Raw genomic sequence first — 12,940 nt, 5'->3', positions numbered from 1 at the left:
CCATTTTTTTAAACCGCTATAAGAACTGATCTGCTCGCTTTTGATTAACATAGCTGGTGCTAGAACGTCCTCTTCTGGCACAGGGCTACAGTTGCAGCCCTGACAATCTTAGACTTCAATCGACTCAGAGAGCTCCAACGCATCATCGACTTCAATCCCCAGATAGCGAACCGTACTCTCCAGTTTCTTATGGCCTAACAGGAGTTGAATCACACAAAGATTCTTGGTTTTCTTATATATCAGGTAAGGTTTTGTTCTTCTCATGGAATGTGTGCTGTACAGCGAATCATCGAGACTGAGCTTTCCAATCCATCCATGAAAAATGCGGTTGTATTGCCGGGTTGATATGTGTTGGCAAGTACCGACCCGGGATTGGAACAAGTAGTCTTTACTGTGCAAATTGCCCAGCTTAATCAATGCAGTAACAGCTTCTCTTGTCCCTTTGGTTATCTCAAATTGGACAGGGCTACCGGTTTTCTGTTGCAACACCGTTGCTCTGCTTGAAACAGAACCGCTACCCCATCGAGTAAACATGGCATGGTCGATTTCCAGGATCGTCGGCCGTTAGTCATTACTGCTGACGCCGTTCATGAATGGCTCAGCGCCAGTATCACGCCTCAGCGTGCAGAAGAAATTGCTCATGACGCAGCTGTTCCAGAGAAGGACTTTTTCTGACATCCGGTCAGCAAGAAAGTGGGTAATATACACAATCAGGACAAAGAGCTGATTCTGCCGGCTGGCGATAGTAATGACTGAATTTCTTACTGCTATTTTTCTGTGAAAAAAACATTTAGCGTCAAAGCCCAATAACGCCGCCTCATAAGGTTTTAAACCAGTTTACGAGGCGACCAACATTCTACACCTAGAGTAAAAATTATAATTTACCAGGGGCCATGCTCAGCACTCATTCATTCAAATTAATTACCACTTTCCCGACATGGTTGGCGGAATGAAGGTAACGATAAGCATCCTGAGTTTCAGCGAAAGAAAAAACACGGTCGATTTCAGGCTCGATCGCGGCTGTTTCAATCGCCCTGACCGCACCGCGTAAATCCGAAGTCGAGCCAGTATTATTGCCCACGATATTCAACATCTTCTGCATAATCGGCAGCACCGACACGTTTAACTCTGCACCGCCAACAAAGCCAATCACAAAAATCGTTCCGTTGTAGGAGGCGGCACTGACAGATTTTGCAAAGGTCGAGGCACCCACCGATTCAAGTACCAGGTCTGCGCCATGACCGTTCGTCAGCTTGAGGACCCTGCTATCCCACTCTGGCTCTTCGCGATAGTTAATACCTTCATCCGCCCCCAGATCTTTCACCCGGGCCAGCTTCTCGTTGGAAGAGGAAAGAATTATCACCCGGGCGCCTGCTGCTTTGGCGAATTGCAGCGCAAACAGACTCACGCCACCGGTGCCAAGCAGCAAAACGGTACTGCCGGGTTGAATTTTTCCCCGTACGATGGCGTTCCATGCAGTAGTGGCAGCAACTGGTAACGTCGCTGCCTGCTGCCAGCTAAGGGAATCAGGGATACGTACCAGCGACGCTGCGGGGACAACGGCGTATTGCGCCAGCCCCCCATTGGCAGTAACTCCGCGCAATGCGTGAAGATGTTTGGGGCGTATCACTCCGGCATGCCAACTGTACATCATCCCTGGCACCACCCGTTCGCCAGTTTGCCAACTGCTCACACCTGCACCCAGCTCAACAATTTCTCCAGCGCTGTCTGCACCTGGAATAATCGGCTGTGCAATGGCACCAAACTTACCTGTAGCCAGTGCCAAATCAAGGTAGTTAAGACTCACGGCATGTTGACGAATCACCACCTCACCATAGTCCGGCTTTGGGTACGGTAGTTCGCAGATGTTAAGGCTGTCGAACGTTGGAGCAGTTAATTGAATGGCTTGCATAGCGTTCTCCTGTTTACTTGATACAGCCAGTATGTGATAAAAATAGGCGCTATAATCACTCTAAAAACCAATTATCTGTTGCACTGGGAGCAATAATGCAGGATGACGATTTTCGCCAACGAGAAGCTTTCCTGGCGGTAGTGCGCGCTGGAAGCTTTAGCGCAGGTGCACGAGCGCTGGGGCGTGATGTATCCGTAATTTCCCGTCGTATCGCTGCGTTAGAGAAACGGCTTGGTATTCGCCTGATCGAACGTACCACGCGTCGCATCCGGCCAACTGAAGAGGGCCTGCGCTATCGACAAAAAATTGACCTGGCAAATGACCTGCTGCGTGAAGCGGAAGAGGAAGCACGTGCTTTGGCAGCTCGTCCGGCAGGTACCATTCGGTTAACGGTGCCCGCATCCTTTGGCCGATATTGGGTAGCACAAGCGTTACCTGGATTTTTACAGGCCTATCCCGATATCCGCATAGTACTGCACTGCACTGATCGTTACGTAGATTTGCTGGGTGATAATTACGATATGGCGATACGTATCGGTGTCCTTTCAGATAGCCGGCTCATTGCGCGTAAGCTGGCGGATACCAGTCGCATATTGTGCGTTGCGCCGGCATATCAGGAGCTACATCCGGCGTTAACGCATCCACAGGAACTTCGTAAGCACGATTGCCTCGGATTTACACCAATGCACAGTTGGCCTGAATGGCGACTGGAAAAAGACGGCCTACAGATAAATGTACCGGTGCAAACACGTTATGAGAGTGATGAGATGGAGGCACTGATACTGGCCGCTAAGTCCGGCATGGGTGTGTTGCTTGCGGCCAACTGGCTGGTACATCAAGAACTTGCAGAGGGTTCGTTAGTACCGGTGCTGGCGGATTGGCAGGCGACAGGCGAAGATGGTGTATGGTTGATTAAGCCTTCAAGCCAGTTACAGTCAGCCAAGATCAGCGCGTTAACTGAGTGGCTGGTTACGTGGTTTGCTGTTCCACGTTGGTAGAAGTGGAGGTACGCGCACAGGACCATATCAATAAAATCCATTCCAGGGATTTGAAGTCCAGTCATGTAAAAAACATGCCCTTCTTCTTTGGAAACGTGCCGGCACAGGAACGCCACTGATAATCAATTGGTTATGCCATTATCGTACGTTATCGTTCCATTGGCCCTCAAATCCCTGAATCGATTGGACAGGGCTACCGGTTTTCTGTTGCAACACCGTTGCTCTGCTTGAAACAGAACTGCCATATGCAACATCTGATACTTTGAGTTTGACCAGATCGCAGCCCCGTAGCTTACTGTCCAAAGCCATGTTGAACAGAACCAGATCACGCGTTTTACCTTCCAGCTCAAGTCTGATCCGTATCCTCCAGATATGAGATATCTGAAGTGGTCTTTTTTGACCGATGATACAGTCTTTGTTCCACGGTGACGTTTTCATACTCAAATCTCCTACGATGTGAGAGATTTGAGTATGGTTGTCCTGCAAGAGCGAATAGCGGACTATTTCCCGCCCGGAGTCCTGAAGGTCACGCACATTGCTGCACGCCGCGCCGGATTGAAACCTTTCGCGATTTCATCAGCGTTCAGGCTTACAAGATGTGGTGGTCGTGCGAGACCTTCCACAATTTTAAAACCTAATGTGCCGTAAAATCTGGCATTGAAAGCAACCATGTTGTCTGTTGTCAGCGTGGCACCAGTCAGACCGCGCTGCTGCCCGATACAGAGCAGTGTCTGCATAAGTCGTCTGCCGATACCATGGCGTTGCCAGTCCGGATGCACATCAATTTCAGCAATGTGCAGCCATATATCTTCAACTTTGCCTGCGACAAACCCTACAGGAACAGAATCAGACGTATAGGCCGTGAGCAGCAGACCGTTACGACTGAATTCGCTTAATTCCTCCAGACTACTTGCGCCCGCCTCGCCTGTTACCGCACCTGCATTACGCAATGTTTCAAAAGCAGCCAGTTCAATAGCGCGTAGCATGCCAAAGTGCTCAGGGTGTGCGGGACTGATAGTGAAATCCATGACTTGGTTCTCCATGAGTGATGTCATAATTTTTATGGTCTTTAATTCGCTATGAGCTGGAAACAGGCGTGAATGCCAAGGTAACGTACCGTGCTTTCCAGTTTCTTATGGCCCAGCAATCGCTGAATTACACGAAGATTCTTTGTTTTCTGGTAGAGCAAATACGGGCAGTATGGATGCTATCTTAAACAATAATAAATAAGGGATTTTAATGCTCCGAAAATCGACTCTGATAACTTTACCCCTGCTGATGACGTCTGTATTCATGCTGACAGGATGCCCCCCAGCACCGGATCTAACACAGTGGCAGCGTCCTGATACGGATATCGACGGTGTGCGCGTCGCGATGGGTAAATGCGGCGTGCAACTCCCCGGCTCCGATATTCCCAAAACGGATAATGAGTCCGTTCTGTATTACCAATGCATGGAGAATATGGGCTTTACCCGTAAAGACGGATTCAAAATTTGCAGCGTTCGTGTTTACCACGATACACCAGCCTGCCTCAAGCAAGAACAGGGGTATCCCTTGAGTCAGAGTCAGCTAGAAGCGCTGCCTTTTGTCGCAGACAGAGGGTTTCATCCGATTAAGCCGGATTCCGGCGTGAGCAAAACTTCCTTGATTACCTGGCGTAAAGTGGGAGCCTCGCTGCATTTTTCTCATGAAGTTGAAAACGACAAGCAAGCACTGGCGGTGATGTATCAATGCGGTTATCCGCAACCGTTGGGTTCGACGCCTTACGTGCCGACGCTGCGCAAAGCCGCTAATATTCAACGATGCATGCTGGATAAAGGTTTCGAGCCGAAAAACAAACTCAATCTAGTATGTCGCAATTACCCGCAGGTCACTGACTGCCCAAAACAACACTCTTCCCCCTGAACTACCCCTGAAGAAGCTGTATAGACACTGTCGTTATCTCCCCCATATATGATCTCTGAGGAAGTTTTTTTGGCCGATGATGGGATTTTCCACGACGACATATTCATAATCAAACCTCCTCCAATGATTATGTTGGTCTCTCAAGAGCGAGGATCGGACATAATTGATCTGCCCCAATCCAGATAGGGGTACCGTTATTTTCTCTTAGGTTCCCAGACGCATGTGATGCCGCAAACCTTTTCGATGAACGCACAAAGAGCTGCCGCACCTTCTTCAATCGTGTTGTAAGGCTCCGAACCGTAAATTTCGTTTTTCCCGTTGAACCAACTACGATGTTCTGGACGTATATCAACTGAAGTGAAGCGTTTCAGACTATCTGGGCTGGTACGAATCCGAAAACCACCATTTTTGTCGCGCTGAAGCATATGTACACCAGTGGTATTGTTACCTTTAGTGTTAGCAAGATTGACCATTTTCGATTCCTATTTGGATTAAGATGCTTCTGAGGATAAACACACCACTAATCGTTGTATTTGCTCAACGGGGACCCGAATTTAACGATATTTAGATAATTTTTATAACCCATCGAGTCGAGAGTTACCAGATAACAGGTTGGTGAACTTTAGCAAAACCAGCATCGCTATAACGAATTACATCACGTGGAGCGATACTTTCAGCCCACCTGTGACCAGAACAACAGGTAATACCCGTTTAAATAAGATCGGGGATACTCCGGGTGGCATCGTAATAGATACTTTTGCTTTCAGAACGGGCTGGTATTATGGGCTTTGACCCACTCTTCACTGATGGGATGAACAAAATGCAACTCACTGGCGTGCAGCATCAGCCGTGGAGTCTGTTCGGTACCTGGCAGCAGGCGACCGCCATACAGGTCACAGCCCAAAATGGGATGGCCCAACTGCTGACAGTGGATGCGGAGTTGATGAGTACGCCCGGTTTCCGGGGTTAGCTGTACCCGCGTTAATGGCAGTAACGTCCCATCTTCCAACTCATGATAAAAGCGCTCCACGACCCGATAGTAGGAGCGAGCCGGTTTGCCGTGGATTGGGCAAATCGACATCAGCGGGAACAGTGCCGGGTCTTTGGCAATCGCTGCGTCTATCATCCCTTCGTTGTTGTCCAGATGTCCGCAGAGCAGTGTGCTGTACACTTTGGTCACTGTACGCTGGCTGAACTGTTGACAGAGCGCGGCATTTATAGCCTTATTGCGGGCAATCACCATCAGCCCGGAAGTACCAAAATCCAGGCGATGAACCAGGGTACAGCCGGGGAATATCTGTACTAACCGATGATGCACCGAATCCAGATTTTGCGGATTTTTCCCCGAGAGACTAAGCAGCCCAGCAGGTTTATTGATAAGTACCAGGTGATCGTCCTGATAGAGAGTCTCTATCTTGTCATGACACGGCGGGGCAATAAAGGTATCGATTATCTTAGACATCAGGCTACCCGGATGAAGAGTGGGAGCGGATGATACCGAATTTTAAACCGACTGGCGAATCCTGAGAACAGGCCCCACCAGCCTCTGATAACCCCCTCCAAACTCAAGTAATACCGTGATCAGGTCCTGCAACCTGGAACAGACTCAAAAATTACAGGTATAATCCCACAAATTATTCAACTGGTTTAGGACCGAAGATGACAAAACTCACCTTACAAGAGCAGATGCTAAAAGCTGGATTAGTAACCAGCAAAAAAATGGCCAAAGTCCAAAGAACAGCTAAGAAATCACGAGCTCAGGCTCGTGAGGCAAGAGAGGCTGTGGATGAAAATAAAAAAGAACAACTTGAGCGTGATAAACAGCTAAGCGAACAACAAAAACAAGCGGCTTTATCTAAAGAGTATAAAGCTCAGGTGAAACAGCTCATTGAAATGAACAGAATCGATATTTCAAAAGGCAATATTGGTTTTAACTTCACAGATAATAATTTAATTAAAAAAATAGTTGTGGATAAGCTCACTCAAGCTCAGCTGATTAGTGGTCGTCTCGCCATTGCTCGTCTGGTTGTTGAAAACAGTGGCGAGAGTGAATACGCTATTATCCCCGCGAGCGTAGCCGATAAAATTGCGCAGCGAGATGCGAACAGTATTGTATTAAATAGTGCGCTTAGTCAGGAAGAGCAAGATGGAGAAGATCCGTATGCCGATTTCAAAGTGCCCGATGATTTGATGTGGTAATTAACAGTTTGCAGATGCTTATGTATGAAAAGCCCCTCAGGGCTTTTCATTAAGATTTTATGTTCAGCCAATTTATGGGTATTACCTGTTTGCTACTGTATCGCTGGTATGAATGGCACTGGTGGTCGGGATTCCGGGATGCCCACGGTCTCGCTCCCAGGTAAAAGGGGCAAAATCACAGTTTTCATCACGCCAATGAGGTTTGCGCAGTGCATAAATCACCAAAGGTACCATGCAGAAGAACAAGGCTAATGCGATCAAAATAGCGACATATTCCTTGGGGCTACCCACCGCAATTTGGCTAGGTGGAATGAAGCTAAAGATGAAAGCAATACACGAACCCAGTAGCCCTGTACCACCAATAATCCATATCCCTGCATTACCGCCAGGTATACAATAAGACCGTGGTCGGTTTGGTTGACTAAAGCGCAGGTAGATAGCCGCACTGAACATCAACATGTACATAATGAGATACAGGATGACGGTCAATTGGCTCAATATCTGGTAGGCCGATTGAACTGAGGGAAGTACCACGAACAAGATAGATAGCAAGGTGACAATAAGTGCTTGAACACATAGGATATGCGTCGCCATGCCATTTTTATTGATACTCTGCCACCAGCGCGGTAAGTATCCGGCCTTAGCCACTTCCAATAACCCGGATGAAGGCCCGGCAACCCATGTCACTACACCTGCTAATACCCCCACAGCCAGACAGCATGCCACTATCGGCCCTAACCATTCGATACCGGCCCACTTAAATAAGTCGTAATATGTCACTAACAAACTTTGTGTCAGATTGATATCAGACTCGGGGATCACAAAAGCTATGGCTAACGTGCCCAAGACAAAAATAAGTACAGTCCCTAAAGCAGCCAACATAATAGCGATGGGATAGTTTCTCTGCGGGTTTTCTACATCTTTGACATGGATGGCATTCATCTCCATCCCAGCATAAAACAGGAAGATACTGGCGGCTAAAACCACATTATCGAAATTAGAAAAGTCAGGAACAACGTTATCCCATGACAACTCTATTTGCGAGGTACCTCCACCAATCAAATATGAAAAACCTAATATTATCAGGATAATTACCGGAATGATGGTGCCTATCAATCCCCCCCATTTTGAGACCCTGGCAAAGGTTTCCGCCCCTTTAAAGGCAATAAAGGTCGCAAACCAATAAATACACAACACCATCCCGAGCACAAAGAATTTATTGGCCGAGAGTGCTTGATCCCATGGCTGGTCGGGGCCAATAAAAGCTAATGAAACCGCACCGAACGTCAGGACAGTAGGGAACCATACCGTCACCTCAGTCCACAGCATAAACATGGCTAAAAATGCCCAGCGCGGGCCAAAAGCCTCGCCTACCCAGCGAAATACTCCGCCTTTTTCCGGCCAACCGGTTGCCAATTCAGCCGCCACCAAACAGACCGGGATCAAGAAGAATACCGCAGCAAACAGATAGTAAAAAATAGAACTTAATCCATACTCCGCTTCGGTAGGCAACCCTCTTAGACTGACCACTGCCACAATATTCATGACCACCAGCGTCATAATGCCCAGTTTTTTTATTGACGGGCTGCGTTTGATTGATACGTTATTGTTCTGCATAAACTCACCTCATAATTAGATTATTAAAAGGTAATTAAAAACAATCTATTAGATGTGATTGAAGCGGAATTTGTTTTTTATCAATTGAGTAACTCATTAGTAATGATCCAAAGCGAGAATCTAAAAACAAACAGTACATATTATCTGACATAATAAACACCCTATTTATTTAGTTTAAATTTATCACCATAGTTTTCACAAAGAATAAAAGCAAGCCAACTAATAATTAAATACAAATCAACCGCCATGCCTTATATTATTTTCAGTTTAAATCTAGAATAAACACTCCAGACAAGCAACACAGAAAGTCAGTATATTTCTCGCATTGTTCGTTAACATTGCAAAAAGTAGCTTAACAAAAGCCAATTAAAAAAACATTTTGATTTATAGATATATTAATAGTTATTGAATAAAGTTAATTTAATAACAAACAGATAATTCATAGCAAATACATAAATAGGAATGTAATATTAATAGTTATAAATATTACATGCTTTTCAGCCCATCATTATCATGGCTAGTAAACCGTAAACAGCAAAGGCGACTCTCTGCCAGAGTGCTGCACTCCATTGGAAAGCGGTAATACGTAAGAAGCCACTAATCCACACAATTCTATGGGTTTCCCCCGGCTCACAAGAAATTGTGAGCCATTTTAGTCTGCCAATTACCACCAATCCTAAACGATAATCTTACACAGGCTTTTGAACCTTATAGTTCAAATGTTAATATAGTTGGCTGAGGGAGTTTGATATCACGGCGATAAAGGAAAAGTTTTGAACACTAAAAGTAGAATTCAGTGGTGGCCATGGTTGGCGGTATACGCAATGGTTGTCTTGCTATTGGCTGGGTGCTCAAACAAATCCAATCGTGACTACACCAAACTGCCAAAAGGCAGTTATAACGATAAATCGTATACTGTTAAGTCAGGTGACACACTTTATTTTATTGCATGGATCAGTGATAGCGAAGTGAGTGACCTTGCCCGCATCAACAGGCTCCGCCACCCCTATAGACTTGAGGTTGGGCAAAAACTTCAGCTCAGCGGTGCTGCTGCGTCCGGGCGGCTAACATCAACGAAGCGTAAATCCTCAAATACTGTACTCGCTGCATCGACACCACCACCGGGTGCGAATCGATGCTGGCGCTGGCCGACTAATGGCCAAATAATATCGCGCTACTCCACCGCCGACGGTGGTAATAAAGGCATTGATATTACGGCTAAACGTGGGCAACCAATCTACGCGTCGGCCAAAGGGCGAGTTGTGTATGTCGGGAATCAGTTACGTGGTTATGGCAACCTGATAATGATTAAACACGGTGAGGATTTCATCACCGCTTATGCCCATAACGACACCATGCTAGTGAATATTGCTCAAGATGTAAAAGCGGGGCAAAAAATAGCCACCATGGGCAGCACCGGAACAGACACGATAATGTTGCATTTCCAAATCCGTTACCGAGCAACCGCACTTGATCCACTACGCTATCTGCCACCACAAGGGGCAGCGCCTAAGTGTTAGCAGACCACGGTGTAAGTAGTCGTTAAGTGTTTTAGCGGTATCAAATAAGCAAAAGGCTCCTGTTCAGGAGCCTTGTTTTATTCTTCAGCACTTGAGGCTATCGTTACGCCAGTACTTCTTTCACGAAAGCTTTAATCTCTTCAACTTGGCAGTTATCAAAGAAGCACTGCTGGAAACGTGCACCGCTTACTGCGGTTTTCACTAATTCACGGTCAATAGAGCGCAGTGTATCGAGATAGTTTTCTTTCACTACCGCAGCTTTCACTTGGTTCAAAATACCCGCATTACGTACCTGCGGCTCTTTACGATCCAGCGGGTAACCTTCCCCCTTCACGCCAGTAAACGCTTTTTCAAAGATATAACGCACATTTAATTCAGCACCCCAGCCAAAACCTTTGGCGAATGGCAGTGACAATGCATTACCGTTATTGATCTGAGCAAACAGGAAAGCGTCAGCAGGATCGATGCAATATCCACATACAACACCTGGATGGATGTTTAATGACATCATTGCGCCTTGGCCTGTACCACAGCCAGTAACCACAAAATCCACTGCTTTAGAATTGAGCAGAATGCTGGCCATGATCCCCAGATGAATATAAGTCAGGTGATGGTCGTTTTCATCACTCATGCCCACGTTGTATACCTGGTACGCTTTTTCCGAGGCTACAGCATCCAGCTCTTTCAGAATTATGGCGTTTTTAGTTGCCTGACTGTTTTCCATCATCAGTGCAATTTTCATTATGTTCTCTCCTTTGCGCCAATGAGCTGTGGCCCATTGGGTGTGATAGTTAGACTTGACTGTGCAGAACATAGCACTCTAAAAACAAAATTTCAATTTTAATGAAAAGATGTTTTATAAATATCACATTTTGAGATTTAGTCGCTATGCATCCTACCGGATAACCATAAAAATTGCGGGTGTATGTAGCTGTGTGCGTCACTCATCTGCGACGAATACAAAATCAAATGGGTCAATGTTTGGCCTACCGACCCAAATGCTCGCTTGAATAACAGACAAAAAGACCATGCGGATGCATGGTCTTCTCTTACTGGAAATAATCGCCAACACTAACTTTAGTGATGCAACATCTCGTGAACTATTTCATCTTTGCCTAATGTGATTGGATAAAACGTTGGCCAGTTATCCATTTCTTTAAGCAATGCTTCATGCGACTCATTGCTCGTGTAAATATGAAAATGATGGGATTTTTGTGGTTCTATTATATGGTCACTGAATTGGACAAATTTTGGTGCTTGTGAGTTAGCATCTTTACATTCGAATAAATAGCGTACTCCCTTCTTCCCAGAGTCATAGTGCATTATTTTAAAGCCAGAGTAGCTATACTTACATGAATTAACGGCATCTGAGGTGTGAAAATCAATAGTGTTATTCTCTATACCAATCATAGTGATATCAGTATGGTAGCCCCGGCGGTAATACTCTCGGTATTCTGTAACCGTTTTATCTTTATTTTTTTTCGCTTTATTAACGAGTACCGAATCCAGATCCCCTTTTAATAGATAGGGATTAACCGATTGCCAGACCCCATCCCAATCACTCAGCCCCCTATCCTTAACATCTTTGTCTGCAAAGATACCTTCACTTGCCGTGCGTGCAGCATCCGATTGATGGTGCTCATGTGATTGGCTATGTTTACCGTGCGCAAATGATTTAAAACTGATCAATGAAACACAAACACTCAATGCAATTATGGATAGGTAGTTATATTTTTTAGACATCAATAGCTCCTTGTTGAATAGCACAAGTGTAATGTTATACTATTACATATATGCTAATCAATAGACGCTTGCACAGTAGGCCACCAGATATTAGCTGCCGTCGCTGAGGCCGAGCATCGACCTATCCTGGAGAAGGCAAATGGCGGTTGTGCCGCTGCAATGACTACCAAAATTAAGTCAGGGCGAAAACCACAAATGAAATCAGACATGACTATTATTTTTATTAACAAAAAAGCGGGTTATGGCAAAACCGGGATGTCGAGAACCCCTGATTTCCGTTTAGAGAAGAAAGTTAAGGCCGCTATTTAGGCTTACATTGCCTCTAGTTCTTTCTGAGTTCGTCGACAGTACGCAAAAGCTAGCGGTCGAATAACTTTATGGGGCAGACGCCAGACGTCGGGCAGCTTCTATGACAGAGGATCTCCGTCTGGCATGTTCTTCTGCGCTATCTGGTCCCGTTAACATGCGCGCGACCTGTGGAACGGCAGACCACCATCCGGCCAAGGCTAACACCAAAAAAGCCAGATGATCTGCCCCAATGGCTTGGGTAACTATTCCCTCGCGCTGCCCATCGCTCACGGCCTGAATCTTGTATCCATAGTATTCGCGTCGCTGTTCTTCGTCCGGCACCTCATCACTGAATATCAACCCTTCCCAGCGCATGAGCCGACTCAGTTCAGGATTGTCGAGGTGATAATCGTAAGCACGGCCAGCGTAATCGCCAATATCTTCAACCGCAAAGGATGTAATGGGCAACGCCGATGCCACCTTGGCCAACTCACTACGTAATACGGCTGAGAACAGCGCTCGCTTATCGCCAAAGTAATTATAAACACGCTCCTTGTTTACCCCGGCCAACTTGGCAACCCGCTCAAGGGTAGTGCCATCGGGTCCGAGTCGGGCGAATTCGGTCATCGCCGCGTCCAGAATTTTGCGTTTCGTCCCTTCAGTATCCCAAGCCATTTTTCTTCTCTCTCATTTATGGGTTGTTGCTATCACGTAATCATACTATAGTTATTTCCAACTAAAACGTTGGAGTTGTAATT

General features: G+C 46.1%; 12 protein-coding genes and 2 pseudogenes. 4 read left to right on the top strand and 10 right to left on the bottom strand.

The genetic code is table 11. The features are described from left to right. Positions 1 to 108 precede the first annotated feature (108 nt). Positions 109 to 510: pseudogene (locus tag Q2T71_RS09275) on the bottom strand (tyrosine-type recombinase/integrase); the annotation flags it as partial. Positions 511 to 904: 394 nt separating this feature from the next. Then, positions 905 to 1,912: an NAD(P)-dependent alcohol dehydrogenase gene (locus Q2T71_RS09270; protein WP_372558882.1), complete on the bottom strand. Its 1,008-nt coding sequence runs from the start codon at positions 1,910 to 1,912 to the stop codon at positions 905 to 907. A gap of 95 nt (positions 1,913 to 2,007) precedes the next feature. Between Q2T71_RS09270 and Q2T71_RS09265 the strand changes: the two genes are divergently transcribed. Next, a complete protein-coding gene (locus tag Q2T71_RS09265) occupies positions 2,008 to 2,910 on the top strand; it encodes a LysR family transcriptional regulator (RefSeq protein WP_372558881.1) in 903 nt (300 codons plus the stop codon). Between the two features lie 183 nt (positions 2,911 to 3,093). Here the strand turns inward: Q2T71_RS09265 and Q2T71_RS09260 are convergent. Together Q2T71_RS09260 and Q2T71_RS09255 are read right to left on the bottom strand one after the other, a co-directional pair. Next, positions 3,094 to 3,348: pseudogene (locus Q2T71_RS09260) on the bottom strand (integrase); the annotation flags it as partial. A 62-nt stretch (positions 3,349 to 3,410) separates the two neighbouring features. Further along, positions 3,411 to 3,938, bottom strand: coding sequence for a GNAT family N-acetyltransferase (locus tag Q2T71_RS09255; RefSeq protein ID WP_372558880.1), 528 nt, complete (start codon positions 3,936 to 3,938; stop codon positions 3,411 to 3,413). A 211-nt stretch (positions 3,939 to 4,149) separates the two neighbouring features. Between Q2T71_RS09255 and Q2T71_RS09250 the strand changes: the two genes are divergently transcribed. Further along, on the top strand, positions 4,150 to 4,815 hold the full coding sequence (locus Q2T71_RS09250) for a hypothetical protein (RefSeq protein WP_372558879.1): 666 nt from the start codon (positions 4,150 to 4,152) through the stop codon (positions 4,813 to 4,815). A gap of 194 nt (positions 4,816 to 5,009) precedes the next feature. Here the strand turns inward: Q2T71_RS09250 and Q2T71_RS09245 are convergent, their stop codons facing one another. Next, the gene (locus Q2T71_RS09245; protein ID WP_372558878.1) at positions 5,010 to 5,288 is read right to left on the bottom strand and encodes a hypothetical protein; all 279 of its coding nucleotides are present in this window, start codon (positions 5,286 to 5,288) and stop codon (positions 5,010 to 5,012) included. Positions 5,289 to 5,578: 290 nt separating this feature from the next. Further along, entirely contained in the window at positions 5,579 to 6,277 is a 699-nt protein-coding gene (locus tag Q2T71_RS09240) for an RluA family pseudouridine synthase (protein WP_372558877.1), read from the bottom strand. Between the two features lie 197 nt (positions 6,278 to 6,474). Between Q2T71_RS09240 and Q2T71_RS09235 the strand changes: the two genes are divergently transcribed. Beyond that, entirely contained in the window at positions 6,475 to 7,014 is a 540-nt protein-coding gene (locus tag Q2T71_RS09235) for a DUF2058 domain-containing protein (RefSeq protein ID WP_083159033.1), read from the top strand. An 81-nt stretch (positions 7,015 to 7,095) separates the two neighbouring features. On the opposite strand, the gene gadC is transcribed toward Q2T71_RS09235, so the two are convergent. Further along, on the bottom strand, positions 7,096 to 8,631 hold the full coding sequence (gadC, locus tag Q2T71_RS09230) for a putative glutamine/gamma-aminobutyrate antiporter GadC (protein ID WP_372558875.1): 1,536 nt from the start codon (positions 8,629 to 8,631) through the stop codon (positions 7,096 to 7,098). Between the two features lie 791 nt (positions 8,632 to 9,422). Between gadC and actS the strand changes: the two genes are divergently transcribed. Then, the gene (gene actS / locus Q2T71_RS09225; RefSeq protein ID WP_372559891.1) at positions 9,423 to 10,151 is read left to right on the top strand and encodes an amidase activator ActS; all 729 of its coding nucleotides are present in this window, start codon (positions 9,423 to 9,425) and stop codon (positions 10,149 to 10,151) included. 103 nt (positions 10,152 to 10,254) lie between these two features. Here actS and Q2T71_RS09220 read toward each other — a convergent pair whose 3' ends face one another. From Q2T71_RS09220 to Q2T71_RS09210, 3 genes are all read right to left on the bottom strand, one after another. Then, positions 10,255 to 10,893, bottom strand: a complete 639-nt coding sequence (locus Q2T71_RS09220) for an RpiB/LacA/LacB family sugar-phosphate isomerase (protein ID WP_372558874.1) — start codon at positions 10,891 to 10,893, stop codon at positions 10,255 to 10,257. A gap of 335 nt (positions 10,894 to 11,228) precedes the next feature. Continuing rightward, the gene (gene zinT, locus Q2T71_RS09215) at positions 11,229 to 11,894 is read right to left on the bottom strand and encodes a metal-binding protein ZinT (protein WP_372558873.1); all 666 of its coding nucleotides are present in this window, start codon (positions 11,892 to 11,894) and stop codon (positions 11,229 to 11,231) included. 375 nt (positions 11,895 to 12,269) lie between these two features. Beyond that, positions 12,270 to 12,857 carry a TetR family transcriptional regulator gene (locus tag Q2T71_RS09210; RefSeq protein ID WP_042569675.1) on the bottom strand — a complete coding sequence of 196 codons (588 nt, stop codon included), beginning with the start codon at positions 12,855 to 12,857 and terminating at the stop codon, positions 12,270 to 12,272. Between the last annotated feature and the right edge of the window lie 83 nt (positions 12,858 to 12,940).

The organism is Yersinia sp. 1652 StPb PI, assembly GCF_041538345.1.
Lineage (GTDB): Bacteria > Pseudomonadota > Gammaproteobacteria > Enterobacterales > Enterobacteriaceae > Yersinia > Yersinia enterocolitica_E.
This window is presented reverse-complemented; position numbering and strand designations above follow the sequence as displayed.

What these genes read in the sequence shown, in the direction of transcription:
- Q2T71_RS09270 (WP_372558882.1), bottom strand. Translation starts at nt 1,912, where the DNA reads ATGCAAGCCATTCAATTAACTGCTCCAACGTTCGACAGCCTTAACATC.
- Q2T71_RS09265 (WP_372558881.1), top strand. Translation starts at nt 2,008, where the DNA reads ATGCAGGATGACGATTTTCGCCAACGAGAAGCTTTCCTGGCGGTAGTG.
- Q2T71_RS09255 (WP_372558880.1), bottom strand. Translation starts at nt 3,938, where the DNA reads ATGGATTTCACTATCAGTCCCGCACACCCTGAGCACTTTGGCATGCTA.
- Q2T71_RS09250 (WP_372558879.1), top strand. Translation starts at nt 4,150, where the DNA reads ATGCTCCGAAAATCGACTCTGATAACTTTACCCCTGCTGATGACGTCT.
- Q2T71_RS09245 (WP_372558878.1), bottom strand. Translation starts at nt 5,288, where the DNA reads ATGGTCAATCTTGCTAACACTAAAGGTAACAATACCACTGGTGTACAT.
- Q2T71_RS09240 (WP_372558877.1), bottom strand. Translation starts at nt 6,277, where the DNA reads ATGTCTAAGATAATCGATACCTTTATTGCCCCGCCGTGTCATGACAAG.
- Q2T71_RS09235 (WP_083159033.1), top strand. Translation starts at nt 6,475, where the DNA reads ATGACAAAACTCACCTTACAAGAGCAGATGCTAAAAGCTGGATTAGTA.
- gadC (WP_372558875.1), bottom strand. Translation starts at nt 8,631, where the DNA reads ATGCAGAACAATAACGTATCAATCAAACGCAGCCCGTCAATAAAAAAA.
- Q2T71_RS09220 (WP_372558874.1), bottom strand. Translation starts at nt 10,893, where the DNA reads ATGAAAATTGCACTGATGATGGAAAACAGTCAGGCAACTAAAAACGCC.
- zinT (WP_372558873.1), bottom strand. Translation starts at nt 11,894, where the DNA reads ATGTCTAAAAAATATAACTACCTATCCATAATTGCATTGAGTGTTTGT.
- Q2T71_RS09210 (WP_042569675.1), bottom strand. Translation starts at nt 12,857, where the DNA reads ATGGCTTGGGATACTGAAGGGACGAAACGCAAAATTCTGGACGCGGCG.